The organism is Porphyromonas gulae (genome assembly GCF_000765945.1).
GTDB classification, from domain to species: domain Bacteria; phylum Bacteroidota; class Bacteroidia; order Bacteroidales; family Porphyromonadaceae; genus Porphyromonas; species Porphyromonas gulae.
Window position 1 is genome coordinate 78549 of sequence record NZ_JRAT01000002.1, and the last position, 19207, is coordinate 97755.

A 19207-nucleotide genomic window follows, 5' to 3' on the forward strand; every position below is an offset into this window, starting at 1 on the left:
GTTTGTTATGAAAAAAGAGATAAGAGATTGCCACAGTGAAGTCGGGCAATCATCTTATCTCTTTTGATTGATTCACGATTAGTGCTTAGCTTCGAATTCCTTCATTACGCTAACCAAAGATTGTACGCTTTCGATAGGCAATGCATTGTAGAGAGAAGCACGGAAACCACCTACAGAGCGGTGTCCCTTGATGCCTACCATGCCGCGTGAAGCTGCAAACGTAGCGAATTCTTTCTCCAGCTCTTTGTACTCATCCTTCATCACGAAGCAAACGTTCATGATAGAGCGATCCTCGGGATTAACTGTACCACGGAAGATCTTGCTGCTGTCGATGGCATCGTAGATAAGGGCTGCCTTGTCCAGATTCATCTTTTCCAACACCTTCACACCACCGAGTTCTTTGTACCACTTCATCGTCTGGAGTGCTACATAAACGGGGAATACAGGAGGCGTGTTGAACATAGAGTCCTTCTTGATATGGATCTGATAGTTCAGCATATCAGGCAGAGGACGATCTACCTGTCCGAGTACGTCCGTTTTTACCAATACGAAAGTAGCTCCGGCCGGTCCGATGTTCTTCTGAGCACCACCGTAGATGAGGTCGTACTTGGAAACGTCTATCGGACGAGAGAAAATGTCGGAAGACATATCTGCTACAAGGCGAGCCTTCGTGTCGAAGTCCTTACGAATTTCAGTACCGTAGATCGTGTTGTTTGTCGTGAAGTGGAAGTAGTCTACGTCCTCAGGAATAATGAAATCTTTGGGGATGTATGAGAAGTTCTTGTCTTCAGATGAAGCCAAAACCTCTACTTCTCCGCCATATACCTGCGTCATGATCTTCGCTTGTTTGATGGCGTTTGTTGCCCATGTACCTGTATTGATAAAGGCTGCTTTCTTCTTTAGCAGGTTCAGGGGTACTTGGTAGAATTGGAGGCTGGCGCCGCCACCGAGGAAAAGTACTTCATAGCCTTCAGGTACATCGAGAAGTTCTTTGAAGAGATTACGAGCTTCGAGCATTACAGCGTCGAACTCTTTGTCGCGGTGAGAAACTTCAAGAACAGAAAGACCCGTTCCGGCAAAATTGAGACATGCTGATGCAGCATCCTTCAAAACTAAGTCGTTGAGGATACAGGGTCCTGCGGTGAAATTGTGCTTCTTCATCTGAGAAAAACAATGTTTAAGTGGTTAGTTATTAGTAGTTTTTTCTTGTTCTACAGTCATTAGATGCATAGGTGCATCTTTTACCAGCACAAAGGTACCAAATAAAACATATCGGCAAACTAATTCCTTAGAAAACAGTCGTATTGCCGAATATAGTCACGAGACAATGAGTGACCTGAAATGGTTTTCGGCAATAGAGCCTATCTTCTTAGGTGTAGTTACTTCTTTTTTCTTCTCAGTTTTCTGATCACTTCACACACCCGTACTAAGTCTCTTTCCTGTAGTAGAGTACCGCTTGGCAGACAGAGCCCGTTCTCGAACAGTCTTTCGCTTGTACCGTTGCCATAGAATGGGCAGTCGGCGAATACCGGTTGCATGTGCATTGGTTTCCAAAGGGGGCGGCTCTCTATATTGTCAGCTTCCAAGGCGAGACGTACATCCTCTCTGCTAAAACTTGCCTCTTCCGGATTGATTTCTATACAGGTGAGCCAAAAGTTAGAGTCAAAGTCCTTCGAAGGATTATCCATGACCGTTACACCTTCGATGTCGGCCAATAATTCCATGTATCGCCTATGGTTATTCCTGCGTTTGGCAATATGATGCTCCAATACGTGCATTTGTCCTCGGCCAATTCCTGCACATATATTGCTCATTCGATAGTTGTATCCGACGTGAGTATGTTGGTAGTGAGGAGCGTTGTCCCTGGCCTGTGTAGCATAGAACATCACCCTCTTAGCTGAGTCTTCGTCGGGGCAGATCAAGGCTCCGCCACCTGAGGTCGTTATCATTTTATTGCCATTGAATGAGAGGGCTGAGTATTCAGCAAATGTGCCGCAATATTCTCCCTTGTATTGAGATCCTATAGCCTCGGCTGCATCTTCCAATAATGGAATCTGATACTCTTTAGCGATGGCTGTGATTTCATCCATTTTAGCCGGCATGCCATACAAATGCACGGGGATAATGGCTTTGGGCTTTTTGCCGGTCTTCGCTATTCTGTCCTCGATGGTTTTCCGAAGGGCTTGGGGATCCATATTCCAAGTCTCCGGCTCACTGTCGACAAACACCGGATTTGCACCCTGATAGATGATCGGGTTTGCTGAAGCGGAGAAGGTAAAGCTTTGACAAATGACCTCGTCCCCTCGCTCTACACCCAGCATAACGAGTCCCAAATGTAAAGCAGCCGTGCCGGAACTGAGTGCTACCACTTTTTTCTTCTCTGTTTTTAGATAGGCTTCCAGGTCAGCCTCGAATCCATTAACATTAGGCCCTAAAGGTACCACCCAGTTTGTTTCGAAAGCTTCTTTGATATACTGCAGCTCTTCACCTCCCATCTCAGCCAGCGAGAGCCAAATACGTCCCTTATTCATGTGTTTTCTTAATTTCAATGAGTCTATCACATTTTGAAAATATAAGGCCATTTTGATATTGTAGATATTTGCTAATATCTTTTTCGCCTCGTAGCCAAGCCATATAGCAACTGGTGCCTTTTGCCCCTCCCTCGTGAGAGAATGGATATCCTCCCCCAAACCGGGCGTTTAGCTCTAATACATAGTATTTCCCATCCTTAACTAATACATCACAATCCAAGTTGCCTATATGTTTTAGATTTTCGGCGATTGTGCGACCAATATGTTCAAGCTGTTCGTTTATAACTGTTTCTGCCTTGTCTGTTTCTCCCGCACGCATGCTTAATTTCTTGCGAGCAAAAGTACCTACATAGTTGCCTTCAAAGTCATTAAGGATATCCATTCCGTATTCCTCCCCTTGTATCATTTCTTGATATAGGATCGCTTCGTCTAAAGCATTAGCACTTGCAGTGGAAAGAATCGTGCGATGTAGTTTGATTCGTGAAAGAGTATCTACAAGTTCAAACTCTTTTTCTTCCTGTGGAAATTCTATGCCGATCGAAGCACTTCCCCAACGAGGTTTTATAACAATCGGGAAAGAGATGTTACCATGTTTGTATGCCTCCATGAAAAACTCTTTTTTTGTGAATGTAAGCGGGGTTTCTAAGCCGATAGATTTCAGAAAGCAAGCTGTTTTATTCTTGTCGAAAGTCAAGTCAATTACACGATCATCCGAAATCAACAGTTTACATCCTAATTTTTCAAAATTATTTTTATTGGCAGATAAAATAGGTAATTCCAGATCATTCAAAGAAATGATGGCTTGTATATTATAGGATTTAACGATCTCTATCAGAGTAGGAACATAAGCCTGATCATATACAGATGGAACTATAATTGGAATATCTGCTTCTGCCATACCTGGAGCTGTATAGCTCATGTCTGTTGCAATGATGTTATCATCCCCACAAAAAGACTCTCTAAAATAATGTAGCAAATAATTGCGACGCCCAATACAGGTAAAAAGTATATTCATTTTTTGAAATGATAAATGTATTAATCAAACATTATGATCTTTTTTCATTCGTTCTTCTTTCAAATTTGTTTCCACTTGATTCGTTTCTACAGAAACATTTTTACTTGCTATAACACAATAAAACGACATAAAAAAAATCTTTATATCCAAGCAAAATGAAATGTGTTCAGCATAATAAACATCAAGTTGTAAACGATCGTCCCAGGCTATAGTATTACGTCCCTTAACTTGTGCTAAACCTGTAATGCCAGGTCGTATACTATGGCGTAGTCTTTCTTTTTCATTGTAATAAGGTAAATAAGAAACAAGTAAAGGTCTGGGGCCAATAATTGACATATCTCCTTTTAATACATTCAAAAGCTGAGGTAGCTCATCAATAGATGTTTTTCGAATGAATCTTCCTATTTTAGTCAGCCTTACACTATCTGGCAAAAGATTCCCTTCTGCATCTTTTTCATCAGTCATACTCTTAAACTTGTATAACTTAAAAATTCTCTCTCCCTTACCGGGTCTTTCCTGGATAAAGAAAACGTCTGCTCCATTATTAGCAATGTATAGCCATACAGATACCACCAATATGACGGGAGATAATACTAAGATCGCAACCAAGGCGAGGCAAAAATCGAATATTCGTTTAATTCCGTTCTTGTACATTTTACTTATAATTGCTATGTAATTAGTCTTTGATATTCTGATAAGATTGCTTCCCAAATGTTTTTTTGCTCATAACGATTTAAGATTAGAGGGCGAGCTTCCTGAGCCATCTTGACCGTAGTAGAAGTATTTTCGATTAATTTTCTCATTGCTTCATACAAAGCTTGGGTATTGTGTGTTGGGACAATATACCCATTTTCTCCTTCTATAATAATTTCATTACATCCATTTATATCTGTTACAACAGATGGAAGAGACATAGCACAAGCCTGAATCACCACATTAGGGAAGCCTTCTCGGTAACTAGGAAAAACTAGGGCATCGGATGCTGCTAACCATGGACGAACGTCAGCCTGCCATCCTATTTCAGATATCGCTTGATTATCTTTGATAATTAAGATCGTTTCTTTCGAAATGGGATCTAGATCTGGTTCTTGTCTGCCAACCAATAGTAGTTTACATTCGGGATGCTCTGATTGAAGATGTTGAAATGCTTCTAAAAGTTCTTTGATGCCTTTGTCTCGGACAATTCTTCCAACAAAAATGAAAATGAATTTCCCTCCAATTTCTTGTCTTATCTGTATCGCCTCTTTTTTTATGGAATCAGTTAATGAAAAATACTCTATATCTATACCATTGATACTTCCATTCAAAATTTTTTTTAAAGGTTTACTTGTTATTCGCTCTCTTTGTAGAGTAGCAGCGACGCCATCTCCTTCTGGAATAACTTTAGTAGCACAAGCACAGGTAATTCGCTCCATCGTGATAAGTAGCCATCGAAAGAAGCCTGTTGCAGTTTCGAACCTCAAACCGGTTACCGTGTAAATGCGATGAGGAACTCGACAAAATTTGGCAGCAAGCATTCCTAAAAATGAGCCTTTAGGTGTATTTGCATGAACGATAAACGGCTTCTCTTCCTTGATAACTCGTATTAGCTCTAATAAAGCTTTGATGTCTTTAGTAGGGTTTATAGGACGCACTAAGTGTTTTATCAGGATAGTTCTAATACCTTCTTTTTCGCCCGTATTCTTTGCTTTATCTTCAGGTTCTCCGGAAACTCCAATTATTTCAAACCCATTTTCTGAAAGGAATCGGAGTTGTCCTATGAGAAGATCGAAAGATACCGAAGATGTGACGATTCTTAAAACCTTTTTCATTGAAGTCTTTTTAGCTGCCTTGAAAGTGAATTTTTTTTTCTATTTTTTTATAACCGTAGTATAAGGACGCTAAGTAAAAATAAAACACAGGCGTCCTTAATCCAAATGTAGAGAAGCCATATAATAATGGACCTGCAGCAATAAGGATTAAATGTAGTGGGAGTCTTTTTAGCATGATTAATAAATGCGAAACAAAAAATACAAATCCTATTAGCCCATAGTAGAAGAGCAATCCCATCCAATTTGAATGTATCTCCTCTGTTCTACTAAATCGGCTAAATCCCCCATGACCGGATCCGAAAAGTAAGTACTCAGGATATTGGAAAAAGAGATTATAGCCTCTTTCATCCAATTGTTGACTTGTATCTGTGCTTTCTGTTCGCTCTAATATAAAAGAAATGGAATCTGATTTCTCCCAAAACCTAGATTCTATAAGTAAATAGGATAAAATTGCGATAAAAGATATAAATGTAATGAAAATAAATAGGTTGAACTTAGAATTGTTTTTTGTCTTAATATTCTTTCTTATATATATAAGGTAGCCAATGAACATTGGAAATAGCCCCAATAAAGCAGATCGAGAAGAAGAACTGATGCAAATCACAAACAGTGAAAAACCTCCTATTATTAACCATTTATTGTTTATCCCCAATAAGCATAGAATAGAAAAGCAACAAAGAGCCCAGTGTGCCATTTGGTTAGGATCATTGAAAAAAGCATTATATCTGGGGAAAAAATCGTATCGACCTATTCCAATAACATAGAAAAAAACAGTGAGGATTAAAGAAATCAGAATAGGCTTCTTGACATATTTCGTAAGTGCTTTCTCTTTTTGTGTGAAAAAAGTAGCTGCCGACAAAAAGATCAAAAAATTGAAAATATTATACAGGATATTGGGTAAGAATGTTTCGTCGGAATATATGAAGATGTATATTGTGTTAATAACAATAGTATATAGAGTGTAAACCGCAAATAAAGTAATTGGTTTTTCGTTTAATGTCTTAAATGTAGGTGTTTTGAGAAACACTGTTAAAATAAATAATAAGGCCAAGACGTGAGCCGGTTGAGGTTGTCCACTTGGGAATATATAAAACTGTAGCGTTAGCAAACATAAGGAAAGCAAAAAGAATATTCTATTTTTCTTTTTGTCTCTTTCCCTTATCGAAGTGTATAAGAAAGCACTATTCATTATTTGATCATTGAGTTATGGTTTCTTGGTTTTCTCACATGAGGCTTATACTTAATGGCTCTTTTAATGAGGAAATATACATATCTCTTTGCAGACAATCCTATGTCATAGATATTCCAAGAAACTCCTTTCATAGCCTCTTGGGCTGCATCTTTTTTATAATTGACAGGTTGCCTACAACTGTTATTGGGAGTACCGATCTCATATATAGATGTGATAGCAGGTGTATAGGCTACACTATATTTTCGTGCCAGTCTGTACCAAAGATCCAGATCCTCGCCCATCGAATAGTTTACATTAAACCCTTGTATCGACAATAAAACCTTTTTTTCAATGCAGACACATGATGTATGTATCACATTTGCTTTGATAGTCGCTTTGAAGTAGTTCCGTACAATCCCCTTTTTTATATCTCTTCTATTGACATAGACTTCTCCATCAGGAAATCTACGCACGAAGTTTGTTACGAAAACGCTGGCTTGTCCAGAGTATTCAGTAATTAAGATATATAATTCCTCAAGATGATTATTTTTCCATTTATCATCTCCATCGAGGAATGCAATGTATTTTCCAAGAGCTCTTTCTACTCCTTTATTACGGGCTGCAGATACTCCTGCGTTTTCTTGATGAACCATTATTATACGTGGATCTTGGATCTTCCCTACAACTGAAGGGCCGTTATCTCTTGACCCATCATTTACTACTATAACTTCAAAGTTATCAAACGTTTGAGATAATACCGAGTGTATGGTTTCAGAAATAGTTTCTTCTTTGTTGTATAGAGGTATCACTACAGAAAAAAAGGGAGACTTCATATCGATGTCAGTATTTTTTTGATTTTGACTTTTACTTTAATAGGAATTCGTATAAGAGAGCAAAAAGCTTCTCTTTGTATCCTGCTTTATGTGAGAGTAGGATCGTTTTTCTATTCAATGGATATGATTTAATTCGGGTTATATACTCTTCGTATTCACCTGTAGGTATCGTCGATTTTATTGTCTTGAGTGTATGCATGAATCCTAACAGCCGATGATTGTATATGTAGGTGTTTGGATATTGCTTGAGGTAATCGAGATTCCGAAAAGCGACACTCATCATATCTCTCGATTTTTTCGCGCTTTTCGCTGCAGTTATAGAACCCTCCCTTTTCAAATAATAATGAACTCCTATCGAAGAAATACTTATTCGGTTTACTGTTTCCGCTAAATCCGGTAGAATGTAGGAGTCTTCGTGTAGCATGCCCAATGGAAATCTTATTTCTTCCCATATAGATGCCTTGTAGATAGCCGATTGCAACAGCAGAAAATGTCTCGACCACAGAAAATCGACAATAGATTCTTTCCCTCCTTTCATACAAGGTTTTAGGTGAGCTTTGAACGGCCTCTGTTTACCTATATTATCTTCTTCCAAAGATATGGGAACTACTACCATATCAATCTCCGGGTGATTCTGCAAATACTTGATATTTGCTTCATAAAAGTCAGATGATACATAATCGTCGCTATCGATAAAGGATAAGAAAGAGCCTTTAGCTACTTCGATACCGGCATTACGTGCAGAGCTTAATCCTCCGTTTTCTTTATGTATCACTTTTATACGGTTATCCTTAAGGGCATAGTCATCACAAACAGCACCGCATCTGTCCGGTGAACCATCATCGACCAAAATTAGCTCGAAGTCTTCAAAATCTTGCCCTATAATGCTTTTTATGCATTTTTCTAAGTAAGGCTCTACCTTATATACAGGGACAATAATGGATAAAATAGGATTTTTATTCATGTATGTAGCTCAGTTTGTTTTTGATTATATGAAATATACGCTGTGAAAAGTCTTTCATGCCTTTGTCTAACAGAAAAGTGATAGCGTACACGAAGAGAAAGAACAAGAGGAAATGTTTCAGCAAAAATATCGCCCATTTGGTGAATGAAAGTCCTGCATGTATATCAGCGGGGCCAAGCAGCCAATGAGTTGTAAAGCCTGATAATAGAATAACTGCACAGTAAAATAGATATTTCAGATAATACTTCCTCACGGGAATCGACAAGCCATTTCTACATAAGAAGTAGGGTTTCCAAATATGGACAATGAGTATTAGGCTGATAAGCACTCCGGATAGGATGCCTGATAGAGAAAAAAAGAGTCCTAATAAAATAGACAATCCCAGATTGAGAGCAGCCTCTGTAATAGGAGCCCATATATCTCTGAAAAGACCATAAGCGGACAAAAAATCATCGCTGATACGCGTAATGCTGGCGAATGTAATGCCAACGATCAGGAAAAATGGGAGTTCTTCCAAAAGATATTCAGCACCTACCCACAAAACAATAAAACTATTTCCTCCAATCCATAAACAATAGGTGACGACTCCTGCTATAAGCATACGGCAGGCAAAATATTCTCCGAAAACCTTTAGGATGGATTCTCGTTTCCCTTCCGCGATAAGGTTTCCTAAAGTCGGTATAATACCACTGAAAATCGCAATCAGAAGAGAGATTAACCCTGATACTATCAGCATATAATTGCCATAGATAGCAACAAGTGTTAGGGTCGTATAAGCATAGATGATCAGAGGTGAGGTCTGATTGAGTACATACCCTGCAACCTTGTGGAAAAACAGTTGTTTGCTCTTCGTAAGTATTACTTCATGCTCCTTATATACGCTTTTTCCGATCCGGAAAGAAGTTTTCAGCCAAGGATAGGTCTTTCGAACGGAATATTCGAGCATGATTGCAGTCAGGAAAGCAAATACAAATTCGACAACTAACCAACCCTGATAACTCCATGGCGAATAGTATAGCACCAGGATTTGGATAATAAGCTTGAGGAAAGTTAGACCTTTGGTAATATAGGTTATTTTGTATTGCTTTTGATCCGCGGATAGGATAATCTGTCTGTAATTGACGAAGTAACCCAAAAGAGAAGAGGTTAGAAAGACTATATAGGTGGCATAGGCATACCATAACGGCAGATCTGTTTTTTGAAATATCCAGGGGAAAAAAAACATAAGAATCATTCCCACGATAATGATCAAAATAGCGATATTCCTGTATAGCCATCCCTGAGCTGATACGATCTCGGTGATACCCTTTCGATTATTGTCCAGCAGAGGTTTGAACAATGCAAAAGATATGGCAGTACCAATCCCTAATTCCGATAGGTTCAAAAGGCCGAGCAAATTTGTGATTGTTGTATTCAAGCCCAATACCTCGGTTCCAAGGGAATCGATAAAAACTTTACGGGAAAAGAAAGTAGTCACCAGTATAAGAAGAAAATAGAACAGAGAAACTTTTGTGTTCTGTATGCTATTATCTGTGCGACTTTGCTTTTGTGTCTTCATGAAAGTTTATAAACGTACTACAACTTATAGCATTTTTCTCCTTTGGGATGAATACCTTTCACGTCGTAGATAACAGTATTGGCTGTGCATGATTTTTCGAGATCGATAGCAAAGAACTCTCTATGACCTACAGCAATAACAATAGCATCGAATTTCCCCTCAGGATATTCATTACAAACCTTTATCCCATATACTTGCTCTGCAATAAAAGGATTTGCCCAAGGGTCGTGTACTACAATATTTTTCGTGTATTCCTGGAGGGTACTGTATATGTCTGTTACTTTAGTGTTACGGATATCCGGACAGTTTTCTTTGAATGTGAATCCTAATATAAGAATGTGTGCATCTTTGACCATGATGCCGGCCTTATTCATTTGTTTGATAGTCTGCATGGCCACGTAGGAACCCATGCTGTCATTCAGCCTTCTTGCCGACATTAATATTTGGGGGTAAACACCAAATACTTGTGCTCGCTGGATAAGGTAATATGGATCTACTCCAATACAATGACCACCGACCAAGCCCGGCTGAAAAGGTAGAAAGTTCCATTTTGTGCTTGCAGCCTCTAATACTTCGTAAGTATCAATTCCCATTGCATTGAAAATCTTTGCGATTTCGTTCATAAATGCAATGTTTACATCTCGTTGCGCATTTTCTATGATTTTTGAAGCCTCTGCAACTTTTATCGAAGGCGCTTTGTGTGTGCCATTGACTAACACGGTATTATATACTCTATCCACATAGTCCGCTATTTCCGGAGTAGAACCGGAGGTTACTTTTTTTATGTTCTCTACTGTGTGAACTTTATCCCCCGGATTAATTCGTTCGGGGCTGTATCCGGCAAAGAAGTCCACATTGTATTTGAAACCCGAAACTTTCTCGATAATCGGAATACATTCGTCTTCGGTTACACCCGGGTATACTGTGCTTTCGTACACCACCACATCTCCTCGGTCGATTACCTTTCCGATTGTTTCGCTGGCTGCCAAAAGCGGCCTTAGGTCGGGGACGTGATTGTGATCTATAGGGGTAGGAACTGTTACAATATAGAGGTTACAGTCTCTAATATCCTCAATTTTTGCTGTGCAAAGCAATCCTTTTAGTAGGGCCTCTTGTAATAACCCATCTCCAATTTCCCCTGTGCTGTCATGTCCTGACAATAATTCTTCCACACGGCTTGGATTGATGTCGAAGCCGATTGTGGAAAATTTTGTAGAAAATAGACGAGCTAGTGGGAGACCTACGTATCCCAAACCGATGATAGCAATCCTAATGTTATTCATCTCTTTTGATGGATATTATCAACGTCTCACAGAGTTTCATTATTCCGCGATGAGAATCGTTTTTCTTGTGTATATGGTGCGGTTCCTCATACTTGAAATGTATCAAAATGTTTAATTTCGACATCTAATCTGAGGTGCTGTGCAAAGGTAGAATTTTTAGGAGGAAGGAAAAAGGAAAGGCCTATTAAAAAACATGAAAGGAAGAATAGTGAGAAGGGTGCGCCGGATCTTTCGGATCGACGCACCCTCTTCGTTGGTTGTTAGTCTTGTGGACTATCTATTGGTATCTTGGTGGAAGTAGTTGGGTTAGAGTCCTCCTCCGCCTGATCCCTGCTCGCCACCACCGGTTTGAGGGCTATCACCGCCCGTATCGGTGCCGCCTGCATTGGATAAGGCTCCTGTCAGAAGCGGCTTGCCGTATTCGGTAAACTTGAGATCCGGAGCGATCAGCGTACAATCCCGTTCGTGAGTGACCGTATTGTACCGACACTCAGCCCTGAAATTGACCCGAACGGAGTTGAACTGGGAGGCTTTCACATCCTCTTTCTTCTCCACTCCCGATCCTTTGGCCTGTGCAATGATACGGAAACTGCCGATGCCATCGAGCTTGATCCTCTTGCCCGAAGCCAATTCCCTACGCATGACGATGCCCAAATCGCGCAGGATACCGAATACATCGCCTCGGCTGGCTCCTGAAAGTTCTGAGATTTGTACTGCGATGTGCAGGGTGGAGGCAGTGCTGCCGTTGATGACTGTCTGTGGATACCACAACTTCTTACCTGTTGCCTTGTCGGCAATACAGGATTGTCTTCTTTTGAAGAATAACATAATAATTGAAAGAATTAAAATTTAATAATGCGAACTTTTTCTGTCCATTGATTTAATAATAGCAATCGAGAGATCGATTCGGCGCCATCCTCTTCTCTCTGTTTGCACTGCAAAGATAAGGGTAAAGAATCCGATCGACCAAATGTTTTGCAGAAAAAAGTTTTCAACAACGAAGGGTGCTTTACGATTTATATATAAAACGGCTTTTTTCTTTGTTGGCAAAAGGCTTTGAAGCAGTCTGTCGGCTTTCGGAAAGGAGCCTGAAATCCGATTATTCGGACTTGTCCGAATGATTTATATATAAAGTATTTTCGATTTGTATATAAATTGATTTCTACTTATATATAAATCGTTTTCATTTTATATATAAATCGAAAACGTTTTATATATAGATCGTCAGCCATTCGATGGGGAAAGAAGCCGAAGAAGTCTTTCATGGAAGCATAAAAAAGCAAAGCACCCGCCAAAGTTCCTGTCGAACTCCGAGCGGGTGCTTTGCTTTTTGTCGTGTGGGAGAGGTTCCCTTGTCAGCTTTATTCTTTTACTCTACCGATGTAGGAGCCGNGCGGGTGCTTTGCTTTTTGTCGTGTGGGAGAGGTTCCCTTGTCAGCTTTATTCTTTTACTCTACCGATGTAGGAGCCGTCGCGGGTATCCACTTCGATGAGCTCTCCCTCCTGAATGAAGAGGGGTACGCGTACTTCTGCTCCCGTCTCCACGGTCGCGGGCTTCAGCGTGTTGGTGGCGGTGTCGCCTTTGAGTCCCGGCTCGGTGTAGGTCACACGCAGCTTAACGTGCGGAGGCAGTTCGCAGGTGAGTACCGTTTCGCTGGCGGCATGTACCATGGCTTCGACCATATCGCCGTCTTTGAGGAACTGAACGCCGTCGATGCTTGCACCGGGTATGGTGATTTGCTCGAACGTCTCGGGGTGCATGAAGTTGTATCCCATCTCGTCCTGATAGAGGTACTGATAGGGACGTCGTTCTATTCTGACTTCTTCGACCTTGACGCCACTGTTCCAGGTCTTATCGAGGATACGTCCTGTAGCCACGTTTTTGAGTTTGGTACGGACGAAAGCCGGGCCTTTGCCGGGCTTGACGTGTAGGAATTCGACGATGAAGTAGTACTGTCCCTCTATCTCGAGGCACATGCCATTGCGAAAGTCTGCAGTTGTAGCCATTTGGGTATAATCGTTTTTTATTGATGACGAAAGGATTAGGGGATAGCTATCGAAATGCTGTCGATCCTTCAAGACGCAGCTAAGCCCCCTGTTGCAGACGCAAAAGTAAGAAAAAATTGTCGGCGTGGCAGGAAGTCTATCGGTCTGAAACAGGGCGATCGCATTTGAAAATTTTTAGTCTCTTCCCTATAGAATTTGAATCTCTGATATATGAATTCATGGTTGTTTTGATAATTGAACGTAGCAATCATGTACATTAGTGGTTCAAATGCGATTGCTCTGCGGCCTAATTAGTCATCCCTTAAAAAGCATTTGCAAGTGAGAAGTCATTCATCGATGGTCTCTCGCTTAGCTTTTCGCTTATTATTTTGAGCAGGTGCAAAAGNGAGAAGTCATTCATCGATGGTCTCTCGCTTAGCTTTTCGCTTATTATTTTGAGCAGGTGCAAAAGAGCCTTCATGGCTCTTTTGAAGTTGTAAGCAGCTGCTGCCAATAGTATGTTCACAGCATCCCCTGCCAATCCCTTGTAAAAGTTGCGGCCTAAACGATGATCTGATTTCAAGTGTCCAATGGTAGGTTCGATGCCTGCTCGCTTGCGGAATAGTTTGTGTTTCTTGCGCTTCTGATACCTGCTATCTGAGGGCTTGGGAACATCCGGTATTAAAATCTGAGTGCCATTANTTCTTGCGCTTCTGATACCTGCTATCTGAGGGCTTGGGAACATCCGGTATTAAAATCTGAGTGCCATTAACCTCTTTCTTACCCCGATAGCCCCTGTCACCTGCCAGTATCTTGATCTTTCTCCGTGTGAGACGTTCTACTTGTGACAACGAGGCTGCTATCGTGTGTCCATCATACTCATTACCAAATGATTGGGCACCAAGAATAAGCCCCGTAGCCGAGCGGATGATCGATACCTTATTGCCGAATTCGTTCTTCTTATGCTCTTTGCCCTTGCTGATGCATTGTACCTCAGGTTCGTGAATAGAATAAATCTTTTGCCGGCTATGACGTCGTTGAGCAAGAATCGCCTCAAATCTCTCTATCAACTCCTTATGGACAGAATGCTCTCCCGGATTACGCTTGAGTTCTCGGACTAATCGGCCGGCTATGGTTCGCAATTTCCTATCCGCTCTGAGTGACTTTTGGCGATTCTTGGGATGATTGCGAAAACGTTGGTCGCGATAAATGCGCTTGAGAACAAAGGTATAGCTTTGGCGAAGTGGCAACTCTAATTTGTGGACGATGTTCAGAACCTTACGGACAATCTTTTTATGCAACTTGGCATCTGTAGGGTAGGTGATATTCTTCTCTTGAACGGTCGAATCAATAAAAGCAGTGTCATGATGNAGGGATGAACTCTTGCATGCCACAAAAGTATTGGTAATAAGCATTTTCACTCCATTGTTCCACAACGGATTCATCTGAGAGATTACGAAGGTGTTTGAGAATCAACAAGCCACACATCAGACGAATAGGTTTAGCAGGGCGACCATTGTTTTGGCAATACAAAGGTTTGAAGGCCGTATCGAATTTGGCCCAATCTATTTTGTCAGCTAATTTATAGAGTGGGTGCGATTGGTTCAGCATGTCTGATAGACTGCTGAATAATGAAGGGGTATTATAGGGCTTTTTAATCATAAAATCTGCAAGTTTTCTGCTATGAAGATAAGAAAACTTGCAGATTTAGCAAAGATATTCGCAAACTAATTTGCTGAATATCAGAGATTAAAAANTCATAAAATCTGCAAGTTTTCTGCTATGAAGATAAGAAAACTTGCAGATTTAGCAAAGATATTCGCAAACTAATTTGCTGAATATCAGAGATTAAAAATCTATTTAAGGGATGACTAAATATAGTGGTAAATTGAAAATAACAAACTGAAAAAATTCTACGAATAAAAGGATAGAAAAATATCTGTGCAGAATACATCTTGAAAGACCACTTTCTCAGCTACCTTTTCGGGCAATTCTAAAGTCTATATCCCCAATTGTAAAGAGTAATAAGTAAATAATTCTTGGCAAATTTGGTATTCTCTGTTATTATGCAATCAACAAGAAGACTAAGCCTTGTCTAGCCGAAAGAGACAGAAAGTCTATAAAGTTTTTCTTGTTAGAGTATTCCCTGATATCTAGGTAATATGTTCGTCTTGATGGAAAAATATTGGAGATGTGTACAACCTATTGTGCAATTTCTACAAGGAATTGGGTAGAGACGATATCAATGTGTGCTCACTTAACTGTTATATAACTTCAAATGAAACTATAAGGCATTTCTGAGACCTTGGTCGAAGAATCAATTTGAACTAATGAAAACTAACTCTCTGGGAAATCTGGCTTTTAAGGATCTATATATGAAAGAAACTAATCCTTTTCAATCGGATTGTATGGTGTTTCCGATTGAAGAATTTTTCCATCAATCTCAAAATGTAGATTTTGATAACTTTTCTTGATTTCATGCCAAGATTTATCTCTTTCATAAAGGAATTCATAAGGTGTATTCACTCGATATATGGGGTCATAATTTTTTACCAACAAGACTGCCATTATAACAAAAACATACTCATTATTAGAATCTCGAATCTCCATGATTAAGCCAGGTAAGCCTCCAAAGACATATGGCCCCACAGGAATAGGAATATCTTCTGAATACCAAGCCTGATAAATCCGTCCTCTATAAGAGCATGTAGCTTTTTTACATCGATATCCTTTGATATTCTTTTCTTCATTCAGTGAAATTTCCCAGTTAAACTGTGGGGCTATTTCTTCATAAGTGAAATATTCACCGAATTCAGTTCCTAATCTTATTGTATTGATGTCCTTTTGGGGATAATTTCTAAATACTTGGTTTCGGAATATAATTTTGGAATATAGAGAGTACTGGAAATTTGTCACCTCACTTTTGGCAAGTGAATGATTCTTTCTTCTTGCTGTTTCATCTCTAAGGGAATCTGTATAATGCTGATAGAAATCAATAAATTTACTCGTTTTTGATCCTATCTGTAGCAGTGTTAATCCTCTATTAGGGATATTTTGTAAGCTGTCCTGCTTAATTTCAATTTGGTAGTATACTCTATAAATGCATTTATCAAGGAAAACTTTATCAAGAGTATCTGTTTTGAAAGCTTCCAAAGTTATTTCCTGAGCAGAAGAGGAATAGATACCAACTGTAGCAAGTAAAATGTAAAATAAAATGCGAAATAGCGTCATTGGATTTTCATATTATGGGGGTTGGGGAGCCTCTAGAGAATAGAGAATATATAGAGGCTCCCTTACAATGATCACTTAATTTTTCTGCTAGGAATGGGATTTGAAGATGCTTTGGACTCTAATGTCTGAGGAGCTTCTGCATTCAAATTTTGACCCACTTTAAAACATGGAAAATTAGAAGCGCAGAATCTCTTTGCTGCTTGCATAACTTGATTCATTACATTGTTGTAATCTGTCTCATCTCCCTGTATTTTCAAGATGAAATCGCAACTCCTGCCGTCCGTGCAAAAAACCATTACATGAGTTTCTCCTCCGTTAGGCGTTGAACAAGTGACTGCAGTAACATCGGCTGCGTTTGCGATAGAAAACGCTCCTGCCAATAAGACTGTCAAAAAGAATTTTCTCATTTTCTTGTTTTTTTGAGATTATACATGTTAAAAAGCTTTCATATGCTAATGTCGTGAATTCTTTTGATATATACAAACATTTTTGGAGTTTAGTTTTTTCTTGATATGTTATTGAGGTCAACTTCAACCCAGATTTGTCGTTAGGCCTTACTTTTCTAATGACGGCCATTAGAGATTTTTCTTAGTAATCTGCTTAATATCTGCTACTTATCTTCTTATAAAAGTCACATTAGCATCCTAATTTCATCTCACCAATCGGATGATGTGAAGTACATGCTTATTCCAGATATAACTCTTTTTCCTTCAAAGGAATAAGTAGAGCCTCGATTCCATACGCTATTCTCTAATGACCAATCTGAGTTCAATTTTCTTGATTGTTTGGATGTAAATTGATCAAAAAAGTAACCCCTTGGCATATATTGTCTAATGAGAACATTCTGATGTGTAGTACACTCGATGGAAAAAACTAGTATTTGAAGTAAGAAAGAGCAATGTAATTCGTTGAATTTGTACGAGTTGTATATTGACTGGATCACTGCTTGGGTAAAGTTATTATTTGTTTGCTGTGATCAGAAGATAGGCAAGGAACCGGCTCGACCGGTCAGTAATGGTGAGGGGAAGGTAACCGGCACGAAGTCTGCCATCCACGATAAGGGGGGGATGGCTGCGTTGCATCATCAAATTCCATTTGTGCGCTTCGCCCTCTGATCGAAAACTCTTAACTTCGAACAGGCCTTTGCGTCCGCATTCTACCCAAAGCTCATAGAGCAGGATAGCAGCTACTCCCATCGTGTAGCGTACGTTGATCTCGATGCAGGGATGCAGAAGCAGACGTCCCCCTTGGGCGTATACGGCCATGTCCACTCCTATATAGCCGGTATACAAGGAGGCGAAGCGTTCCCGTAGATAGTTTTTTACTGAAGCAATGGCCTCTTCATGTGCTCGTACCCCGACTGCTTGTGTCAGCTCGGCGATCAAATCGGTTTGCGTGGCGAGCCGATTGCCCTGATAGGCTCCTCGCTTGTTGGTGTCGAAACGAGACCATCCAACGAAGTAAAGCTCGCCTTTTCCATCCGAATAAAACTCAGCTGCCCAGTCCTGACGGACATCCAATACCGGCTCCACGCTGAATGAGCCGGCGCGTCGGAGGGCTTTGGTCAGTAGGTCGATTTCATTGTCGGTAGGGGAGGCACCGAGCCACAGCAGCCCTCGTCCGGATGAGGTGGAGGGCAATTTGGCCAATAGGGCCGAATCAGGAGGGAAGCATCGCTGCCTTTGTTCCAGGAAATCATCGACGGATGTGAACCAACGGGCAGCTATTTCGCTGTGTCCGATCGCTTCGAGACAGCGTGTTGCTTCACGTCGATGGCTATGCTCATAAAGTTCTTGCGGATAGGGTGGGGATGAGATAGTGGTGAGCCAAGGATAGCGATGCTGAAGAGCGGCCAACCAGACAGGTGACTGTCCCCACATATCCAAGGTATAATCATTCGAGAGGTGGGCAGTGTCGGGGATTTGGAGCAACCGGGCTTCAGGTTTGAGTGGATGCGTGTCGGGGATGGGGAGGGTTTCCTCCGGACAGAATACAAAGTCCTGCCGGCTCTTTGTCAGCCAAGCCGGCAGGAGACCCAAATCGCGCATCATAGTTCGTACTACGGATGGTGGTACGTAGGGCTTCTTCCCAATGATCTCCGGTACCATCTCGTGGCCGGGGTTGAAGAGCAAGAGGCGCGGATGCTTTATTTCCGTCCGAAGTCGGCCGGTATCTCCATCCAGTCGACAGTATTCCATTTATATATAGGGTTGGTAATCCGGTGGGTAGAGAGCCAATGCTCTGCACGCTCTATGAGGTCGAAGATCGCTGCGTTCTTATCTGTGCGAGCAAGAAGGGTTTTGCATTTTTTCTTTCGAACCCAGCCGATAGCCGTCATGCTATCCGAATAGATAGGGTAGTGAGGTCTCTTCATTTTCTCCAAAAGAGCCAAGGCATGAACAATGGCCAGAAACTCTCCGATATTGTTCGTGCCTCCTTCCAGTGGGCCTACGCGAAAGACTTCGGCTTTGGATGCTGTCAGTACCCCTCGATACTCCATCGGGCCGGGATTGCCACTACAGGCTGCATCCACGGAAAGGCTCTCCCAGATAGGCCGCGATTGTGCTACAGTATCTGTATCGGGATACTTATCGGCACCGTGCGTCCCGGTGGATCCATAGGCTTTGCGGTAGAACTCTTCTGCCCCGTCTTCATAGGCCCTTAAAGCATCACTTTCGGTAGTGAAGCTCTTGTAGCGAGCTTTGTTGAATCCTTCCGTTTGTGCTCGGCATTCATCCCAGTTATCATAGACCCCGGGTGTATGCCCTGCCCATACCACATACCACTTCTTTGCCATCAAGGTTGGGTGTTTATCCGCCGGCTA

Annotated in this window: 16 protein-coding genes and 1 pseudogene; all 17 read right to left on the reverse strand. The window is 41.0% G+C overall.

What is annotated here, in order from left to right; all coding sequences use genetic code 11:
- Nucleotides 1-78: 78 nt before the first annotated feature.
- Entirely contained in the window at nucleotides 79-1161 is a 1083-nt protein-coding gene (serC, locus tag HQ49_RS00600) for a phosphoserine transaminase (protein ID WP_039417840.1), read from the reverse strand.
- A 218-nt stretch (nucleotides 1162-1379) separates the two neighbouring features.
- On the reverse strand, nucleotides 1380-2531 hold the full coding sequence (locus HQ49_RS00605) for a DegT/DnrJ/EryC1/StrS family aminotransferase (RefSeq protein ID WP_039417842.1): 1152 nt from the start codon (nucleotides 2529-2531) through the stop codon (nucleotides 1380-1382).
- Nucleotides 2524-3546, reverse strand: a complete 1023-nt coding sequence (locus tag HQ49_RS00610; RefSeq protein ID WP_039417844.1) for an ATP-grasp domain-containing protein — start codon at nucleotides 3544-3546, stop codon at nucleotides 2524-2526. Before HQ49_RS00610 ends, HQ49_RS00605 begins: the two co-directional genes overlap by 8 nt.
- A 24-nt stretch (nucleotides 3547-3570) precedes the next feature.
- Nucleotides 3571-4200 (reverse strand): sugar transferase, encoded by a 630-nt coding sequence (locus HQ49_RS00615; RefSeq protein ID WP_018966074.1) that lies wholly within the window; start codon nucleotides 4198-4200, stop codon nucleotides 3571-3573.
- A gap of 14 nt (nucleotides 4201-4214) precedes the next feature.
- Nucleotides 4215-5357 (reverse strand): glycosyltransferase family 4 protein, encoded by a 1143-nt coding sequence (locus HQ49_RS00620; RefSeq protein WP_018966075.1) that lies wholly within the window; start codon nucleotides 5355-5357, stop codon nucleotides 4215-4217.
- 10 nt (nucleotides 5358-5367) lie between these two features.
- Nucleotides 5368-6546, reverse strand: coding sequence for a hypothetical protein (locus HQ49_RS00625; protein WP_039417846.1), 1179 nt, complete (start codon nucleotides 6544-6546; stop codon nucleotides 5368-5370).
- Nucleotides 6546-7361, reverse strand: a complete 816-nt coding sequence (locus HQ49_RS00630) for a glycosyltransferase family 2 protein (RefSeq protein WP_039417847.1) — start codon at nucleotides 7359-7361, stop codon at nucleotides 6546-6548. Before HQ49_RS00630 ends, HQ49_RS00625 begins: the two co-directional genes overlap by 1 nt.
- A 31-nt stretch (nucleotides 7362-7392) precedes the next feature.
- Entirely contained in the window at nucleotides 7393-8325 is a 933-nt protein-coding gene (locus tag HQ49_RS00635; RefSeq protein ID WP_052073398.1) for a glycosyltransferase family 2 protein, read from the reverse strand.
- Nucleotides 8318-9883, reverse strand: a complete 1566-nt coding sequence (locus HQ49_RS00640) for a lipopolysaccharide biosynthesis protein (protein ID WP_039417848.1) — start codon at nucleotides 9881-9883, stop codon at nucleotides 8318-8320. The genes HQ49_RS00635 and HQ49_RS00640 overlap by 8 nt, the downstream gene beginning before the upstream one ends.
- A gap of 17 nt (nucleotides 9884-9900) precedes the next feature.
- Nucleotides 9901-11166, reverse strand: a complete 1266-nt coding sequence (locus tag HQ49_RS00645) for a nucleotide sugar dehydrogenase (protein WP_039417849.1) — start codon at nucleotides 11164-11166, stop codon at nucleotides 9901-9903.
- A 306-nt stretch (nucleotides 11167-11472) separates the two neighbouring features.
- The gene (locus HQ49_RS00650; protein ID WP_039417850.1) at nucleotides 11473-11994 is read right to left on the reverse strand and encodes an HU family DNA-binding protein; all 522 of its coding nucleotides are present in this window, start codon (nucleotides 11992-11994) and stop codon (nucleotides 11473-11475) included.
- 612 nt (nucleotides 11995-12606) lie between these two features.
- A complete protein-coding gene (efp, locus tag HQ49_RS00655) occupies nucleotides 12607-13173 on the reverse strand; it encodes an elongation factor P (protein WP_039417851.1) in 567 nt (188 codons plus the stop codon).
- A gap of 301 nt (nucleotides 13174-13474) precedes the next feature.
- A pseudogene (locus tag HQ49_RS00665) lies at nucleotides 13475-14814 on the reverse strand (IS5 family transposase).
- 723 nt (nucleotides 14815-15537) lie between these two features.
- On the reverse strand, nucleotides 15538-16383 hold the full coding sequence (locus HQ49_RS00670; RefSeq protein ID WP_039417853.1) for a GLPGLI family protein: 846 nt from the start codon (nucleotides 16381-16383) through the stop codon (nucleotides 15538-15540).
- A gap of 71 nt (nucleotides 16384-16454) precedes the next feature.
- Nucleotides 16455-16790: a hypothetical protein gene (locus HQ49_RS00675; RefSeq protein WP_039417854.1), complete on the reverse strand. Its 336-nt coding sequence runs from the start codon at nucleotides 16788-16790 to the stop codon at nucleotides 16455-16457.
- Nucleotides 16791-17342: 552 nt separating this feature from the next.
- A complete protein-coding gene (locus HQ49_RS00680) occupies nucleotides 17343-18581 on the reverse strand; it encodes a hypothetical protein (RefSeq protein ID WP_200879151.1) in 1239 nt (412 codons plus the stop codon).
- A complete protein-coding gene (locus tag HQ49_RS00685) occupies nucleotides 18530-19180 on the reverse strand; it encodes a ribonuclease H1 domain-containing protein (RefSeq protein WP_039417856.1) in 651 nt (216 codons plus the stop codon). The genes HQ49_RS00680 and HQ49_RS00685 overlap by 52 nt, the downstream gene beginning before the upstream one ends.
- Nucleotides 19181-19207: the final 27 nt, after the last annotated feature.

Bases quoted from the DNA above. Each gene is read 5' to 3' on its own strand.
- HQ49_RS00620 (WP_018966075.1), bottom strand. From the start codon at position 5,357: ATGAAAAAGGTTTTAAGAATCGTCACATCTTCGGTATCTTTCGATCTT.
- HQ49_RS00610 (WP_039417844.1), bottom strand. From the start codon at position 3,546: ATGAATATACTTTTTACCTGTATTGGGCGTCGCAATTATTTGCTACAT.
- efp (WP_039417851.1), bottom strand. From the start codon at position 13,173: ATGGCTACAACTGCAGACTTTCGCAATGGCATGTGCCTCGAGATAGAG.
- HQ49_RS00635 (WP_052073398.1), bottom strand. From the start codon at position 8,325: ATGAATAAAAATCCTATTTTATCCATTATTGTCCCTGTATATAAGGTA.
- HQ49_RS00650 (WP_039417850.1), bottom strand. From the start codon at position 11,994: ATGTTATTCTTCAAAAGAAGACAATCCTGTATTGCCGACAAGGCAACA.
- HQ49_RS00645 (WP_039417849.1), bottom strand. From the start codon at position 11,166: ATGAATAACATTAGGATTGCTATCATCGGTTTGGGATACGTAGGTCTC.
- HQ49_RS00605 (WP_039417842.1), bottom strand. From the start codon at position 2,531: ATGAATAAGGGACGTATTTGGCTCTCGCTGGCTGAGATGGGAGGTGAA.
- HQ49_RS00675 (WP_039417854.1), bottom strand. From the start codon at position 16,790: ATGAGAAAATTCTTTTTGACAGTCTTATTGGCAGGAGCGTTTTCTATC.
- HQ49_RS00625 (WP_039417846.1), bottom strand. From the start codon at position 6,546: ATGAATAGTGCTTTCTTATACACTTCGATAAGGGAAAGAGACAAAAAG.
- HQ49_RS00640 (WP_039417848.1), bottom strand. From the start codon at position 9,883: ATGAAGACACAAAAGCAAAGTCGCACAGATAATAGCATACAGAACACA.
- HQ49_RS00670 (WP_039417853.1), bottom strand. From the start codon at position 16,383: ATGACGCTATTTCGCATTTTATTTTACATTTTACTTGCTACAGTTGGT.
- HQ49_RS00630 (WP_039417847.1), bottom strand. From the start codon at position 7,361: ATGAAGTCTCCCTTTTTTTCTGTAGTGATACCTCTATACAACAAAGAA.
- serC (WP_039417840.1), bottom strand. From the start codon at position 1,161: ATGAAGAAGCACAATTTCACCGCAGGACCCTGTATCCTCAACGACTTA.
- HQ49_RS00615 (WP_018966074.1), bottom strand. From the start codon at position 4,200: ATGTACAAGAACGGAATTAAACGAATATTCGATTTTTGCCTCGCCTTG.
- HQ49_RS00685 (WP_039417856.1), bottom strand. From the start codon at position 19,180: ATGGCAAAGAAGTGGTATGTGGTATGGGCAGGGCATACACCCGGGGTC.
- HQ49_RS00680 (WP_200879151.1), bottom strand. From the start codon at position 18,581: ATGGAATACTGTCGACTGGATGGAGATACCGGCCGACTTCGGACGGAA.